This is a genomic window from Shewanella sp. CG12_big_fil_rev_8_21_14_0_65_47_15 (genome assembly GCF_002783505.1).
GTDB lineage: Bacteria > Pseudomonadota > Gammaproteobacteria > Enterobacterales > Shewanellaceae > Shewanella.
The window spans coordinates 11,361-27,664 of record NZ_PFGL01000006.1 but is presented as its reverse complement, the minus strand read 5'-3'; the positions used below and the strand labels follow the sequence as shown (position 1 = coordinate 27,664).

The window sequence follows — 16,304 nt, the reverse complement described above, 5'->3', positions numbered from 1 at the left end:
TCATTGACACTCATGAATAATGCAGCGTGTTTATGATGATAAAAACCCAAACGCCACTGACAGTCATAGCCCTTCCTTTTGAGATTAAACATTCCTCCTGCGGCTAACAATTATCGGTTTGTATTATCAGCGATTCGCTTTATCGAATCGCTATAGTCTTCGTGGCCAGTGACACCTAGTGTGGTGAAAAAAACAACAGCTGCAGGATAGTGGTACCTGCAACAACTAAGCACACCTACATTTTTGGGGAAATGGATACATGCAGAAGCTTAATAGCATCACATTGGCGATGATCATGGCGTTTTCGTTGCCGGTTATCGGCCAGGAAGCCCAGCAGGAAAAGGGCGAGGAGACGTCAACAACACCAAGCACAGTAGAAAATGACACTGCAATCGAAGTGATTTCGGTAACGGCCACAAAACGTAAAACCCGCTTGATGGAAACACCCGTTGCCATCTCAGCGCTGAGCGAGGCGCAACTGAGGCAAAACGGGGCGAATAATATTAAAGACATCGCCGATTTAGTGCCGGGACTCGATATTTCTACCGCGACGGATCAGGCCGCCCCCGTTATTTCCATGCGCGGTATACGCTCTACCAATATCACCGAACTGGGCGATCCTGCCGTTGGCGTGCATTTAGATGGCATTTACTCGCCCCGCATGCAGGGGGCATTGGCGCTGATGTACGATGTCGAGCGGGTTGAAGTATTGCGTGGACCGCAGGGGACCTTGTTTGGTCGAAACTCGACTGTCGGTAGTATTAATGTCCTCTCGGCGAAGCCTGATTTTAGTGGTTTTTCCGGCAATTTGAATGCCGAAGCCGGTAATTTCAATAGCAAGAATCTGGACGGCTTTGTCAATATCCCACTGAATGACGATTTTGCCGTGCGCATAGCCGCAAAAGGTGTAAAGCGGGATTCTTACCTAGAAGGATATTGGGATCCGAATCAGTACGACACCCGCCACCTTAGTGATCAAGTTCTGAACGCTCCGGTGATCTCTGAAGATTCATACCAAGGGATTGGCTCTACCGTGACACAGAAGGAGAACTGGTGGATAGACAACGCTGGCACAGATCCTGAGGCTCAACGTGTGCGTGCGCTGACATCGGCTGACAAGGCCGATTTTTACAACAATGCCAACGAATATTCGTTTCGTATCAGCACCCTGTGGCAACCCGCGCATGGGATGTTTAGCAACCACACCGTTTTTCAGCAATATGTAAACCACAGCGCCGGTTCGTTAGATTTGGTTAACTGTGATCAATTGCGTGATCGGCCAGCCGAATATGGTGGCGATTGTTCGTCGTTTTTGCCCAGTGATAATACCTATCAGGCCGTTGTTAACCTGCCGGGTGAACTGAACCTGGATATTACCTATCTGCGTAATACCTTGAATTACAGCCTGAGTGATGAGTTGAGCCTAGTATGGCTGCTCGGTTATGAAAAAATGGACAGATCGTCCGCTCAGGACAGTGAAGTCGGACTGGACCCGTGGGACGGCGCTATCTATTTCCTTGACGGTACCGGTGCCGAGTCTTACTCGAGTGAGCTTCAGCTGCAGTCTGACGAATTCGGCGATCTGATTTGGATAGCGGGGATTAATTACTTCCATGAAAAGACCACGACACTGGGTTATTACGACAACCCAATGGATGACAAAGCGTTCTGGGATCAGCCGGATCGTTCAACCGATGCCTATGCGCTGTTTGGCCAGGCAACCTACAATCTAACCGATGATCTGCATCTTACCTTGGGCTACCGTTACAGCCACGAGACCAAACAGGATAAAGGCGGCCGCACTTATCGTTGCTCTAATGCCGATGGCTGTGCGCCAGGCTGGCTGAACCGGACCACACTGAGCGAGTTGCCGGCGGATTATTTTAATGACCCCGCTTTGTATGCCTCCTATTTTGAAAATGACAATAAAGGCCAGTGGCAAAATAATGACTTCAGAATTGGGCTGGATTACAACCTGAGCCAGGACACTATGCTGTACAGCTATCTGGCCTCGGGTTTTAAGGCCGGTGGTATTGGTGATGTCTTTGAAGTGGTTAATGACAGAACCGGAGAAGTAAGCCGCATCGAAACCCAGTTTGATCCTGAAGAGGTCTTGACCTTAGAGCTGGGCGCAAAATCAAGCTTTCTGGATAATTCACTCAATCTACAAGCCGCGTTTTTTTACACTGACTATACCAATATGCAGTACGCCTCTGTCGGCTCAATTGGCAATGTTGAACGTCTGTCGCCGGTTAAAGACGAAGACGGGGCGCCAATTCTCGATGAAAATGGCATGCCAGTACTCGATTACCAGAACCAAGCTGTGATTGCGTATTTCACCCAGAACGTACCGGCCTCAGCCATCAAAGGGATCGAGTTTGAATTTGACTGGAAGCCTTATGAGAATGGACGCATCACAGGTTATGCGACCTGGACTCAAGCCCGTGTCAGCGATGATTGGATCACTAAGTGGGATTACGATCCTCAATATCTGTTTGGCTTGTCTCATGAAGAATCAATCGATCCTGAAAATACGCAGCTGACAACCAATCTTAAAGGCAACGATCTGGCAATGACCCCGAGGTTTACCGCCAATATCAGTTATACCCATAGCCTGGATTTAGGCCGGTTTGGCTATCTGCACGGTTGGTTTAACCTGAGCTGGAAAGATGAGTCCTACACCACTATCTGGAATCTGGATAAACATCTGGATGACATGGACTTCACTGTCAGTGACGAAGCCGCGCTCTACATCACGGATAAACGTGACGCCTATACCATGGTTAATGCCTCATTAAAATATGAACCGCAAAGCCAGGGCTGGTATGCCGAAGTGTTTGTTAATAATGCTACCGATGAAGTGGTGCAGTACTGGAACAACACCAGCAAAGGCATTAACAAAGGCAGCTTTGGGATGCCACGTTACTATGGCGTCAGAGCGGGCTTTAGTTTCTAAGCTCGGACCCCGTTAGTCTTGCGCCCTGAGCTGGCTGTAATACGGTCCGGGCGCAGGCTCTTTTGCAATCACAGGACCAAGCTCTTTTGCAATCACAGGACATCGTTATGAGAAATACATTTTTGACCATTATGTTAGTGGCCTGCAGCCTGTGCACAGTAACAAAGGTGCAGGCGGCATACTTTAAAGATGACTTCAGTTGGGGATTTAACGCTAATTTGTGGTCTGCCAGAAGTGGGGACAATGGCTCACCGTTTGGCTGTACCTTCGCGCCGGGTATGATCTCACCAAGCTCCCACGGTATTACGCTGGCGCTAAGTCAAGGCAGTTGCTCCGAGCTGCAAAGTCGCAGCAGTTATCACTACGGCAAGGTGCAGGGCGCATTGAAAACCGGTAATACCCCAGGCACGGTCGCATCCATTTTTACCTATACCTCATGGTGGGATGCGCCCGGCCGAGCATGGCAGGAAATTGATATCGAGTTTTTACCTTCACTTGGTAATGTGGTGCATACCAATGTCATTTACCAGCCTCAGGGCGGCACCTATCAAAGCTGGGAGCAGGACATAGATCTTGGCCAGTACGGGCTGAATATTCAGCAAAACTTGCTGACTATCGGTTTTGACTGGCGCCAGAACTACATTCGCTGGTATGTGTTTGACGCCAGCGGTAATGAGCAAACCCTCAGGACAGTTTATAAAGATAATGGCGATAGTTATCTGGCGTCCGATGAAATCCCCGCTTATGCCTGGCCGGTAGATAACACCAAGATCATGATTAACCATTGGCACGGCGACAACTCCCAAGATGGCTTTTACTTCCCCGGCCAGTACTTCGGTGGCAACGGCTGGGCTTATTACGATTTTATTGAATACATCCCCCATTAGTGCGCACGTGTTGGCGGCGGTAATGCCATAGCATTGCCGCTGCAGACGTAAAGGATCCAACTATGTCTTTTGTTCCACATTTCGCTATCGGCAAAACACTTTTTTTATGTTCTGTGTTGTTGCCTGCCCGCGGCATTGCCGCCGATATTCCCCAGGTTAGCTGGCCTAAAGCCCACTCTGCACGGCAACCCGATGCCGCAATAGAGCGGCAGCTCGATGCTTTACTGGCAAAGATGACGCTAGAGCAGAAGGTTGCACAAATAGTCCAACCCGAGATTGGCTACCTGAGTGTCGAGCAAATGCGTCAATACGGCTTTGGCTCTTATCTGAATGGCGGCAATACTGCCCCTTATGGTCAGAAACAAGCCGATGCAAAAACCTGGCTTAAGTATGCCGATGAAATGTATGCCGCATCCGTTGACAGCAGCCTGGATGGTAGCAGCATTCCAACTCTGTGGGGGACTGACGCTATGCACGGCCACAGCAACGTCTTCGGCGCCACCTTATTTCCGCATAATATCGGTCTGGGCGCCGCCAGAGATGCGTATTTAATCCACAGAATTGGCCAAGCGACCGCTAAGGAAGTGGCGGCAACGGGTATCGAGTGGATGTTCGCGCCCACCGTTGCCGTGGCCAGAGATGACCGTTGGGGCCGCACCTTTGAAAGTTACGCCGAAGATCCTGAGATAGTGGCGGCCTACGCCGGCCCTATGGTGACAGGAATACAAGGCGAGAATGGCGATGATTTTTTACGTTTTTATCATCGCATCGCCACTGCCAAGCACTTTATCGGCGATGGTGGCACCGGAAATGGCATTGACCGCGGCGATACCGTAACCGATGAACAAAGCCTGCGGGATATCCACGCCGCCGGTTATTACAAGGCTATCGCTGCGGGAGTGCAATCTGTGATGGCATCGTTTAACAGTTGGAACGGCAAACGCGTGCATGGTGACCATTACCTGTTAACAGAAGTGCTGAAACAACAAATGGGCTTCGATGGCTTTGTCATCAGTGACTGGAATGCCCATAAGTTTGTCGATGGTTGTGATTTGGAGCAATGCGCCGCGGCCTTTAATGCGGGTGTCGATGTGATGATGGTGCCGGAGCACTTCGAGGCGTTTTACCACAACACGCTGCGTCAGGTGAAAGAGGGCGTGATTCCTACCGCACGGCTCGACGATGCCGTCAGGCGTTTCTTGCGTGCCAAAATACGTTGGGGAGTATTCGAGCGTGGCAAGCCATCCGCCCGGCCGGAATCCAGACATCCCGAGTGGTTTAATGCGCCAGAGCATCGCGAGCTTGCCAGAGAGGCGGTGAGAAAATCACTGGTACTGTTGAAAAACAACAATCATATTCTACCCATCTCGGCCAAAAGCCGAGTGCTGATTGCCGGTGACGGCGCTGACAATATTGCCAAGCAGGCAGGAGGCTGGAGCGTTTCCTGGCAGGGCACTGACAATACCAATGCCGACTTTCCCAATGCGACCTCAATATATGCAGGCTTACGTCAGCAGATTGAAGCCGCAGGCGGTAGCGCCGAACTCAGCGAGGATGGGCGGTACATCGACAAACCCGATGTTGCCATTGTGGTTATCGGCGAAGCGCCTTACGCCGAATGGTTTGGTGATATTCAGCAGTTAGAATATCAGCATGCCGACAAGCGTGATTTAGTGCTGCTGCAAAGATTAAAGCAGCAGAATATCCCGGTCGTGACAGTGTTTTTAAGTGGCCGCCCGCTATGGGTGAATAAAGAACTCAATGCGTCTGATGCTTTCGTGGCTGCCTGGCTCCCCGGCTCAGAGGGGCAGGGCATTGCCGACGTGTTACTGACCGACAGCGGTGGCGCCATTCAGTATGATTTCACCGGCAAGCTTAGTTTTTCTTGGCCAAAATATGATGATCAATACCTGCTTAATATTAACGATAAACTCTATGATCCCTTGTTCGCCTATGGTTTTGGCCTTAGCTATGCAGACCATAATGCAGAGAGTCAGGCACTGGCGCCACTGTCTGAAATGACTCGGGCAGTGCCGCCGCACGACAGTGGCGAACAGTTACCTTTGTTTGTCAGAAATCTGGCCGAGGGTATGGTGTGGGCATTATCGGACAGCAGCACAAAGCAGCAAGCCATTAATGCGCCTTCAGCCGTCAGCGGCGATGGTGAAAGTTTATCGATGCAATCAGTCAATCTGGCCTATCAGGAAGATGGCCGTAAATTTGTTTGGCAAAGCCGCGGCGCCAATGCCACTGCCAGCTTGAAATACATCAGAGCACAGGCATTATCGCCGGCCATCCGCGATAAGTTTTTGCAACTGAAAGTCCGGCTCGATCAGGCGGCCGCTGCGGATGTCAGTATCGAGCTGATGTGTCAGCAAACGTCTTGCTTGCGCTCGGGATCTATCCTGCCGCTGGTTAGTGGTCTCGCTTTGGGCCAATGGCATACGCTGGCAATACCGCTGCACTGCGATGGCGCACCAAACCGGCCACAGGTTGCGGAGGATGCCCTGCGGCTAACCACAAAACAGCAGTTTAGCCTGGCAGTTGCCGACATAGCCCTGGTTAAAACGGCGGCGCCCTCAGCGCTGGTGCTTGACTGCGGGCAGTAAAAACAGTGATATCGTGTCGGGCGTAAATGCATCCGACACGAGTTTCGGCGCTAAGGTAGTGAAGTGATAAAGTTAGAATCGAAAAAACAGCTGTTTTGGTTATCCCAGTGCTGTGGCTGGTTGGCTTACGCCGTGTTTACCGAGCTGATGATAAAAATAGCGGGGCAGGAACCTTGGGGAATTCACCTTCCTCATCTACTGCTGGATACCTGCTGTGGTTTTTGTATTACCTTATTGCTAAGAAAACTTTATGCGCAGTTCAGGTTGCAACCCGCGAGTGTCAGTATCAGCTTACACATTGCCTGTGTACTGACGGCTTCACTGCTGTGGACCCTGTTTAAATGGCATACTCTGCAGTGGTTGTATGGCACTTGGTGGCTGCCGATGACCTGGTTTGACTTCGGTACTTGGACATCCGCCTCCTTGACGGTGCTGGCGACCTGGACCGCTGGCTACTATGGCATCAAAATCTATCTGGATAATGCCGAGCAAAAGCATAAAGCGGCCGAAGCGCTTAACTTAGCCAAAGAGTCGCAGCTTAAAATGTTGCGCTACCAGCTCAATCCGCATTTTATGTTCAATAGTATCAATGCTATCTGTACGCTTATTCTCAAGCAGCACAACGACAATGCTGTGGCTATGCTGGAGAAGCTCTGTGATTTCTTACGCTATAGCTTGTACACAGATCCTCTGGCGAAAATAACGGTGCAAGATGAAATAGCGATACTGCAGACTTATCTCGATATAGAACAGTGTCGGTTTCAGAGTGGGCTCAATGTACAGCTCAGCGCAGACACGGACTGTAACACTGCGCTAATGCCATCTTTGTTAGTGCAGCCTTTGATTGAGAACGCCTTGAAACATGGCCTAGGTCAAAAAAACAATATCGCAATTTCAGTCAACTTTAGGTGTGATGCCAGCCGGTTGCATATTAGGGTGAGCGATACCGGTAGCGGCTTTAACTTGTCGGCGCAGACCCCCGCGGGTATAGGAATGAAAAATTGTCAGGACAGGCTACAACTGATTTATCCAGATGCCAGCCATTTTGACGCCGGAAATGGTGAAAATGGTGGTGCCTGGGTTAGCATCACTATCCCGCTTGAATTGTCAGAGAATACTCAATGAAGCAGTTGAAGACCTTATTGGTAGACGATGAATACAGCGCCATCGAAGGGCTGACAATTAGGCTGAAATCGTTTTCGCAGATAGATATCCTTGGCCATGCCTGTAATGTTGCCGATGCCATGACGCTCATTAGTGCATCTGCGCCGGATTTAATTTTTCTCGACATAGAAATGCCCGGCGAGTCTGGTTTTGAGCTGATAAAACAGCTTCAACCGGAATCATGTCCGGCCATCATCTTTGTAACCGCTTTTCATCAGTATGCAGTGCAGGCATTTGAAGTACGGGCACTGGATTATTTACTTAAACCAGTGAAAAGAGAACGTCTGGCCGAGGCAATCGCCAGAGTGTCATCTAGGCTCGATAGCGCTTCGAGCAAGCAGGAAATATTGGAAGTTAGAGACATCTTGCTAAATGCCACTCGCCAAGCTGAACCTAGTGCGGCATATCGGATTGAGCAGGAAAAATTGGTGATCCAAGACGGGCATCACCCGGCGCAATTGATCCCCTACCCGGATATCCTCTGGATAGATGCCGCAGGCGACTATATGTGTGTACACACTCAAGAGGACACCGCTGTGATGCGCGCCAGAATGAAGAGTTTGATCAACGAGGTGTTGCCAGGCGGCTTCTTGCGTATTCACAAATCAACCATCGTTAATCTGCAACATGTCGTAAAACTCGAACCACTCATTAACTCGGAGTACAAGGTTATTTTAACCAATAGTAAATCGCTGAAAGTCAGTCGCACCTACAGCAAACAGCTAAAAGAAAGCTTATCTGGCTGCAAGGCTGGGTGAGGTTTACCGTGCTGGAGGAATTGATAAATATACTTGTTAGTTATAAAAGTGATTGATATATAACGTTTATATTGTCTTTTTGGTATAAACGATTGCAATAAAAAACAGTGCAGGTACACGGCTTTGTTACTTTGCAAGACGAGTTGAATACCCTAATCAATCTGGCCAGTCAGAATAAGGCATTTTTGCAGTGGATTGTCGTTAAAACGCTTGAGCATAAAGTCAATCAATAAGCGCAATCGAAAGGGCATGTTGTCACGATCACGATACAGCATTTGACAGCCCCTTGGCTGGTTGCGCCATTCGGGTAACACTTGCCTCAGCTCACCAGAATCAATCAGCGGCTGGGCGTGATAATCGGGTATAAAGCCGATACCTATGCCGTCTTGTATGGCGCGAGTGAGCAAGCTGATATCGTCTACTTTGAGCCGAATGTTGTTGCTTGGTGTATAAGTTTGCATCTCGCCAGAGGTATTGTGTTGCAGTTTCCAGGTAGACATTGGAGCACAGACGACTGTGGGAAAGCCTTCCAAATCAGCGGGAGATTTTAGTTGAAACATGTCTAAATTGACGGCACCACAAATGACAAAGTGAATATTTGTTAAGTGCCGACCAATCCAATGAGCCGCATTATGATCACCGACGCGAAATGCTATGTCGATGGCCTCTTCTTCAATATCTATGGTTTGGTTTGACAGGCGTACATCCAAGTGGATGTCGGGGTATTGGTTCAAAAAAGCATTAAAATGCTGCGCTAATACTAGCACGCCAAAATTCACTGGCGCAGAGATCCTAATGGTGCCTTTTGCTTGTGTTTTATCTTGTAGAAGACATACCGCCACATCGTTTAATTCTTCAAAAAGGGGCAAGCTCCTTTCGTAATATTTTTGCCCTGAATGGGTGAGTTGCACACGATGAGCATCGCGATTGAGTAGCCGTATCGACAAGTCTTCTTCTAGTTTGGCAACTCGTCGACTCAAGGTTGAAAGCGGGATATCCAATGCTACGGCAGCCTGTTTAAAGCTGCCATGTTGAGCAACCGCACAAAAGTAGCGCATATCATCGAGTGAATAATTAAGTTTCATATTTGGAATTTAAGCTCTCAATCTTGTTAGTTTTAATAATATATGAAACTTATAAACTAAGCTCAATCCCAATTACCTCCCCAGAGGCCGATATGAAATCCTATACAGCTTACATGACATTGGTTTGTCTACTGATTTGTGTTTTTAGCTGGGGTAGTGTGTTTCCGCTTGCTAAGCGAGTGCTGGAGGAGATGTCAGGGGAATCCCTCGTATTCTGGCGGTTTACCATTGCGGCAGTCACTCTGGCGATATATATCGTTTTTACTCGTCAGGCTTGGCCAAAATTGAGTTTGGCGCAATACACTGTCATAGCACTGGTAGGCGTGGTTGGTGTTGGCGGCTTAAATCTGGCGTTATTCAATGGCCTGCAGCATACCTCTGCCGCCAATGGCGCCTTGATTATGGCGCTCAGCCCACTGGTGACTTCAATCGTCAATGCGCTATTACAGCGTGAATGGCTCAGCAGGCAACAAATGTTTAGCTTAGTGGGCGGTTTAGCGGGTGTGCTGCTAGTGATCACCAACGGCAGTGTGCAGCAATTACTCCATTTTAGTTTTAACCAAGGTGATGTGATGATTACCGCCGGAATGTTGGCGTGGAGTGGTTATACCATTTGTTCGCAACGGGTCGGCCATTGGTTGCCAGTGTTGCCCTTTACCTTGCTGAGCATGGTCGCTGCCAGTGTGTCTATGTCCGTAATAGGACTTGGTCGTGGTGAGTTTCACCCTTGGCAGGAGCTGATGGGACTGTCGACAATCGCCTTTTCTAGCGTGCTCTACATAGGTCTATTCGCCACTGTGCTCGGTTATTTGTTTTGGATTAATGGCGTTAAGGAGTTTGGCCCTGCTAAGGCATCGCTCTTTTTTAATCTCGTGCCCGTTTTTGCGGCATTAACGGCGTTAGCCATGGGGCAGGCGGTGACGGAAATTCAGCTGGTGGGGATGGTCATAGTGATCCTCGCGCTGATGTTACCTATGTTAGTCAACCTACGTGCGGCAAGAGGCTTAGTGGTTAAGCGCTGCTAGGGAGCACCTGAATTCAGATAATCACTGCGACGGGTTTATGCTCCCTTATTCGTTGGAGGGCACTTCTCAAACATCACTGATTTGCAAAAGGTCACTTATTTGCAAGCTTTCACTTTCAACAACTTACAGTTTAAAACGACTGACCAGAGCCGTGAGGTTACTCGCCATTGATGAGAGTTGTACGCTCGCGGCATAGATTTCATCAGTGGTACGCAAGCTGTCCTCCGATTGCTCGGCAATATGCTGAATATTTTGATGGCTCTCATTGGCCATAGTGGTTTGCGCTTTGGCAGCGAGGGCGATTTGATTATTCATCTCGTTGATCTGACTGACTCTTTCGGCAATATGCGCTAGGGCTTCACCGGCATTACTGGCGGCTTCGACGCTCGAAATCGCTTTTTCATTACCAATGTTAATCGCCTTTACAGCACTTTGGGTGCCATTTTGAACATTGGCGATCATCAACTTAATTTCTTCGGTGGATTGATGCGTTTTGGAGGCGAGGGAGCGAACTTCGTCGGCCACCACGGCAAAGCCGCGACCTTGCTCGCCCGCCCGCGCCGCTTCGATTGCTGCATTAAGGGCTAATAGATTCGTCTGTTCGGCAATGGCTTGGATCACCTCCAGTACGCGGCCTATATGCTGGCCTTCCTGTTCGAGTTTATTGATTTGTATTTCTGCCGTACCTACATCCACGGCGAGTTCTCGGATCACATCGATGGTTTTTTTCACTCTTGCTTGACCATCGGCGGTAAATATATCGGCTTGTTTGGCGGCATCGGCGGCATGGCTGGCGCTGATCGATACCTCTTGCACCGAGGCGGTAATGTGATCGCTAGCATCGGCGATCCTATGGGTGGCAGCCTGTTGATCCATCAAGGTATGTTTTGCCGTTGCACTGGTTTTGGCCAATCCTTCGGCGGCGATATTAAGCTCTGAAGTGGATTGTTTAAATTGCGAGATAATGCCATGTAAGTTATCGAGAAAATGATTAAAGGCATTGGCAAGGTCGCCCAGTTCGTCCTTAGAGAACAAGTGAACCCGCTCGGTCAGATCGCCATCGCCATCGGTAATATCGTGGATTTTTGCCAGTAGCACAGCGAGTGGTTTGCTGATGAGTTTAGGCAGCGCAACGATAAAGATAATGCAGATCAGGATACTGATCGTTAAGGCTATTAGCTGCATCTGTTGCCCATGATTAGCATCATAGTCCACTTGGGTTACCGCAGCGGCTGTGTTGCTGTTTAAGTCTTCAATAAGCTGATTGATATTTTGATGCAATTGCTCGAATTGAACTTCGGCTTGGCCGAAGCTCAGATCAATTGCTGTGGTACGGCCATTGCGACCATTTTGGGTACGCTGATGACTGATTTCCGTGGTGCTTGCTCGCCATGCCTCGAAACTGCGGTTTAATTCGTTGAGTTTATCTTTTGCGAGGGGACTTGTGGTCACATCGGCAAATCTATTTAGGTGTTCTTTAACGAGTGAAATACTGTTAGTGTGCTGTTTTAGAAGGCTATTGTAAGAATCTGTGCCTACGTTAACAAACATCAGGCTACGTTCGGCGACTTGAGCCTGATACAGCTCTTTATCGGCTTGAAGCAGCTCAGATTGGCTCGGCAAGTATTCCAGTGCGAGCGTGTTGGCACTGCTATTCAGTGCTTTGAGTCCTAAGATACCCGTTGAAGAGGCGAAAATGACGACACCCGCGAGTAGCAGGCTCGGATAAATCAGTTTCTGGTTAACGGAAAGATCTTTATACCATTCCATAATAACGCCCTTCTTAATGGGTGCTCTGAAATGTGAGGGCCGCGATAACCTCAGATGCAAAAACAATGTGGTTCATCACTGGCGTTCTCTGGCGATTAGAGTCCAAATTGATCTAGATTGATCCCAATTGTGATGGCACCAACTGCAGCATCGCCATCCATTACTGGGATAGAAATTTGTACTAGGTAGGCTTGTGAACTCTCGTCAAATTTGACCGGACCTATGTGTTTATCACCTTTACCATTGGCGAAGGATTTTTGCCATTTATCCTCATCACCCTGCCAGTAATCCGACGTTTTAGCTGTCATGGCGACGTTGGCGCCTTGATTGTCCATGAGGAATATTTCTTGATAGTAAGGTTTGCTCGCCTCGAAGGTGACAAGAAACTTGGCCGCTGCGTTGTTCATCAAGGACGACATAAAGTCATCAATCCCTGCGGTGGCGATCCATTTTTCATCTAATGTTTTGATCGAATCTAAACTCTTTCCTTGGGCATTTTGTGCTTTAACGGCATCTACTAGTACCACTTCTCTGCCTAATGGCATCAGTGAATCGGCGAGATCGATCACGGCTTGGGGCACTTCTTCGGCGAAACTGAGGTTACTGCTGAGCAGCAGTGCGGCGGCTGACAAGATTTTAGCAAATTTCATGATCTCTATTCCTTAAGGTCACAGGGTTGAAGGGGGAAAAGCGGTTGTCTCTACAAGCGTGATAAGCAAAAATACATTAGGGTTAGACAGAACAACTATAGTAGAAAATTCAAGTTATTCTGCTCGGCCTTAAACTTTTATCGAGGGTATTGTTGTGTAGATTGGGTGGCAATAAAAATAAGGCCATATCTGAATTTTGCAGATATGGCCTTGGATTGGGGGATCGATTAATAATAACCGTTAGGCTTTAACTGGAATACGTTCGAGTACCGCCAGCAATAATGTCCAATATTGGCCGACTGTGGTGATGTTCACCATCTCGTCTGGTCCGTGGGGATAGCGAATGGTGGGGCCAATCGAGACCATATCCATATCTGGATAAGGTTTCTTGAATAGACCGCATTCGAGGCCCGCATGGATCACCATGATCACAGGCTCTTTGTGGTAAATGTCTTGGTAGGTTTCACGCACTATCGCCATCACAGGCGAGCTGTTATCTGGCATCCAGCCTGGGTAAGCGCCGCTTAAATCGATATCGGCTCCGGCTAGGTTGCTCAGTGCCGTTAACATGCCTTCGACTTGAGAGCGACCAGAATCGATCAGCGAGCGGATAAGGCACAGGATAGTGACTTGTTCATCGTCAGTGCTGATAACGCCTACGTTGAGTGAGGTTTCAGTGACACCTTCGACTTCATCGCTCATGCGGATCACGCCGTTCGGGCACACATGCAGCAAATCGATCAGGGTATTTTGGCTGTTTTCGCTCATCACCCGTTTTGGCGTTGGGATAGTGTTTAACACTAAACGCATATCGGGATCGGCAATGGCGAGTTCAGTGCGGATAAGCGCTTCAAACTCGGCGACTTTTTCGTTTAATGCAGCGACGTTTTCTTCTGGCAACATAAAGCTGATGTTGGCTTCACGTGGGATCGCATTACGCAGTGAACCGCCGGTAAATTGAGTGAGTTCAAGGGCTAACTCATCGGCATTTTCAAAAAGGAAACGCGCCAATAACTTGTTGGCGTTGCCACGACCTAAGTGAATGTTCACTCCAGAGTGACCGCCCTTTAAGCCAGATAAATGCAGGCTAAAGGCCGAGTAACTTTGCTCAGAGGCCTGCCACACCATAGGCAGGGTAATTTGAGCATCGACGCCACCGGCGCAGCCCATGTAAATTTCACCTTCTTGCTCAGAATCTGTGTTGATCAGGATCTCAGCATCGAGCATGCCCGCTTGTAAACCGAAGGCGCCCGTCATGCCGGCTTCTTCATCGATCGTCAGCAGCACTTCTAATGGACCGTGCTTGATGTCATCTGAGCCCAAAATGGCCAGCGCCGATGCCATGCCGATACCGTTATCTGAACCTAAGGTGGTGCCTTTGGCTTTAACCCAATCGCCATCGACATAGGCTTCGATAGGATCTTTAGTAAAATCATGGACTTTATCGGCATTCTTCTGTGGCACCATATCGATATGAGCTTGGATCACCACAATTTTACGATCTTCCATTCCCGGCGTAGCAGGTTTGCGGATGATCAAGTTTCCAACGGCATCTTCGACTACGGCGAGTTGCTTATCTTTAGCCCATGCTTGGATGTACTGGCTTAAGGCTCGCTCGTGTTTAGAAGGGTGGGGAATAGCACAAATTTGTTCAAACCATTGCCATAATGGCTGTGGGTATAACTGACTTAACGCTGTCACTGGTGTGTCCCTCATAAGGTCTTGTGGGTATAGGGCAAATTTGCGGCCATTCTAGCACATTCTGGGCAACCCATTAATCTTGGTATCATAGGCTTTTGTTACGCTGGCAGCCAAAGTTTCCAGTTCGAGTTTTTTCGAAGGTGTCGATACCACTTTTAGATTGGTAATTAGGCGATAGAGCGGGAATAATGCAGGCACAATAATGAAAAAGGATGGGTCATGTTTCAAGTTAACTTCGTTGATGTAAAAGCAGAAAGTGCCATTTTTGATGGTGAAGGTTGGGATGCGGTTGTGGTGGTGACACCCGATCTGGATGCCATCGATTTTGATGAGATAGGTTTATTGGCTCAGCACGGTGCCCACGTGGATAAACGTGTCGGTAAGAGCCCGACATTACTGTTTGCCCCGGGTCTTGCGGGGGGGCGCTTGATTATCGCGCCTGTCACCCAAGTGAACGACGAGTATGTAGACGTGCGTGTGTATGCCGATGCCGCAAGGGCGGCGATTGCCATTGCCAAAGAGGCGGGCGCCAAACGTCCGCTGTTATATGTAGTGCCATCGAAGGATCTACGCTTTGGTTTTGCCGCTGACGTCGCGGCATTAGCCTGTGGTCAAGAACTGTGGCAAACCTTAGAACTGCGTGAGGCGACGGATCTTGCACCTGCATTTGAGGCCATTGGGTTATTATCTTTAGCAACCCATAACAGCAATTTACTCAATGCCTTAGAAGCGGGCCGAGTATTAGCGCGGGATTTATGTGGTACAGAGCCCGAGCGCATGTCGGCTAAAGCCTTTGCCGATTATTGTCTGCAATCCTTTAAGGGCAGCGTGATCAAAACTGCGGTAGTGGAAGACAGAGATATTTTAGAGCGAGATTATCCGCTGCTCAGCGCGGTAGCGCGTTCCTCCTTTGCCGTCGGTCGTCATCAGCCTCGGGTGGTGAAATTAGAATATCTGCCAGAAGGTGAAGTGACTCGTACTTTCCTGTTTGCGGGTAAGGGCGTGATTTACGATACCGGCGGCGCCGATCTGAAAGTTGGCGGTGCTATGGCGGGCATGAGCCGTGATAAGGGCGGTGCCTCTGCCGTGGCGGGGTTATTTAAAACCCTATCAATGCTCAAGCCTAAGGGGATTCGCGTGATTGCCGAGTTGGGTTTAGTGCGTAACAGCATTGGCAGCGAAGCCTTCGTCACCGATGAAATCATTACCAGCCATGCGGGCGTGCGGGTACGAATTGGTAATACCGATGCCGAAGGACGCTTAGTATTGGCGGATTTACTGAGCCATCTGCGTATTAAAGCCGTGTCGGCGGTAAAGCCTGAACTATTTTCGGTGGCAACGCTTACTGGACATGTTGTGCGTTGTTATGGCGGTTATCCCGCGGCGGTGGAAAACTCGGTAGCGAGTGCACAGCAATGTGCCGTGACTTTACAGCGGCAGGCGAGCCAATGGGGTGAACCCTTTGAAGTGTCGAGCCTGCGTCGCGAAGATTTTGCCAAGATCCGTGATGTCTCGGGTGCTGCTGAAATATTATCCTCAAATAATGCGCCGTCATCGGTGACTGCCCGTGGACATCAATATCCTGCGGCGTTTTTACTGAAGGCGTCAGGGCTATTTGACCATGGGATAAATGCTCCTATCCCCTTAGCTTATACCCACTTAGATATTGCCGGCAGTGCCACCGAAGGAGATCCGCTGT

General features: G+C 49.1%; 11 protein-coding genes. 7 read left to right on the top strand and 4 right to left on the bottom strand.

Translation table 11 applies throughout. The features are described 5' to 3' along the window. Positions 1 to 259: 259 nt before the first annotated feature. The 5 genes from COW15_RS02215 (at position 260) to COW15_RS02195 (ending at position 8,374) form a co-directional block, all read left to right on the top strand. Positions 260 to 2,956, top strand: coding sequence for a TonB-dependent receptor (locus COW15_RS02215; RefSeq protein WP_293629418.1), 2,697 nt, complete (start codon positions 260 to 262; stop codon positions 2,954 to 2,956). Between the two features lie 107 nt (positions 2,957 to 3,063). Continuing rightward, on the top strand, positions 3,064 to 3,843 hold the full coding sequence (locus COW15_RS02210; protein ID WP_293629416.1) for a family 16 glycosylhydrolase: 780 nt from the start codon (positions 3,064 to 3,066) through the stop codon (positions 3,841 to 3,843). Between the two features lie 62 nt (positions 3,844 to 3,905). Beyond that, a complete protein-coding gene (locus tag COW15_RS02205; RefSeq protein ID WP_293629415.1) occupies positions 3,906 to 6,452 on the top strand; it encodes a glycoside hydrolase family 3 protein in 2,547 nt (848 codons plus the stop codon). A gap of 63 nt (positions 6,453 to 6,515) precedes the next feature. Beyond that, positions 6,516 to 7,577, top strand: a complete 1,062-nt coding sequence (locus COW15_RS02200) for a histidine kinase (RefSeq protein ID WP_293629414.1) — start codon at positions 6,516 to 6,518, stop codon at positions 7,575 to 7,577. Beyond that, on the top strand, positions 7,574 to 8,374 hold the full coding sequence (locus COW15_RS02195) for a LytTR family DNA-binding domain-containing protein (RefSeq protein WP_293629413.1): 801 nt from the start codon (positions 7,574 to 7,576) through the stop codon (positions 8,372 to 8,374). The genes COW15_RS02200 and COW15_RS02195 overlap by 4 nt, the downstream gene beginning before the upstream one ends. 152 nt (positions 8,375 to 8,526) lie before the next feature. Here the strand turns inward: COW15_RS02195 and COW15_RS02190 are convergent, their stop codons facing one another. Then, the gene (locus tag COW15_RS02190) at positions 8,527 to 9,459 is read right to left on the bottom strand and encodes a LysR family transcriptional regulator (RefSeq protein ID WP_293629412.1); all 933 of its coding nucleotides are present in this window, start codon (positions 9,457 to 9,459) and stop codon (positions 8,527 to 8,529) included. 92 nt (positions 9,460 to 9,551) lie between these two features. On the opposite strand from COW15_RS02190, the gene COW15_RS02185 reads away from it, so the two are divergent. Beyond that, entirely contained in the window at positions 9,552 to 10,484 is a 933-nt protein-coding gene (locus tag COW15_RS02185) for a DMT family transporter (RefSeq protein ID WP_293629411.1), read from the top strand. A gap of 123 nt (positions 10,485 to 10,607) precedes the next feature. Here COW15_RS02185 and COW15_RS02180 read toward each other — a convergent pair whose 3' ends face one another. The 3 genes from COW15_RS02180 to COW15_RS02170 all read right to left on the bottom strand — a co-directional run bounded on the left by COW15_RS02180 (position 10,608) and on the right by COW15_RS02170 (position 14,605). Further along, a complete protein-coding gene (locus COW15_RS02180; RefSeq protein ID WP_293629410.1) occupies positions 10,608 to 12,254 on the bottom strand; it encodes a methyl-accepting chemotaxis protein in 1,647 nt (548 codons plus the stop codon). Positions 12,255 to 12,349: 95 nt separating this feature from the next. Beyond that, on the bottom strand, positions 12,350 to 12,904 hold the full coding sequence (locus COW15_RS02175; protein WP_293629408.1) for a cache domain-containing protein: 555 nt from the start codon (positions 12,902 to 12,904) through the stop codon (positions 12,350 to 12,352). Positions 12,905 to 13,144: 240 nt separating this feature from the next. Further along, complete coding sequence (locus COW15_RS02170) at positions 13,145 to 14,605, bottom strand: aminoacyl-histidine dipeptidase (protein ID WP_293629407.1); 1,461 nt, start codon at positions 14,603 to 14,605, stop codon at positions 13,145 to 13,147. A 219-nt stretch (positions 14,606 to 14,824) separates the two neighbouring features. Between COW15_RS02170 and COW15_RS02165 the strand changes: the two genes are divergently transcribed. After that, on the top strand, positions 14,825 to 16,304 hold a 1,480-nt coding region (locus COW15_RS02165; RefSeq protein ID WP_293629406.1), incomplete at its 3' end, for a leucyl aminopeptidase family protein.

Bases quoted from the DNA above. Each gene is read 5' to 3' on its own strand.
- COW15_RS02215 (WP_293629418.1), top strand. From the start codon at position 260: ATGCAGAAGCTTAATAGCATCACATTGGCGATGATCATGGCGTTTTCG.
- COW15_RS02210 (WP_293629416.1), top strand. From the start codon at position 3,064: ATGAGAAATACATTTTTGACCATTATGTTAGTGGCCTGCAGCCTGTGC.
- COW15_RS02205 (WP_293629415.1), top strand. From the start codon at position 3,906: ATGTCTTTTGTTCCACATTTCGCTATCGGCAAAACACTTTTTTTATGT.
- COW15_RS02195 (WP_293629413.1), top strand. From the start codon at position 7,574: ATGAAGCAGTTGAAGACCTTATTGGTAGACGATGAATACAGCGCCATC.
- COW15_RS02190 (WP_293629412.1), bottom strand. From the start codon at position 9,459: ATGAAACTTAATTATTCACTCGATGATATGCGCTACTTTTGTGCGGTT.
- COW15_RS02185 (WP_293629411.1), top strand. From the start codon at position 9,552: ATGAAATCCTATACAGCTTACATGACATTGGTTTGTCTACTGATTTGT.
- COW15_RS02180 (WP_293629410.1), bottom strand. From the start codon at position 12,254: ATGGAATGGTATAAAGATCTTTCCGTTAACCAGAAACTGATTTATCCG.
- COW15_RS02175 (WP_293629408.1), bottom strand. From the start codon at position 12,904: ATGAAATTTGCTAAAATCTTGTCAGCCGCCGCACTGCTGCTCAGCAGT.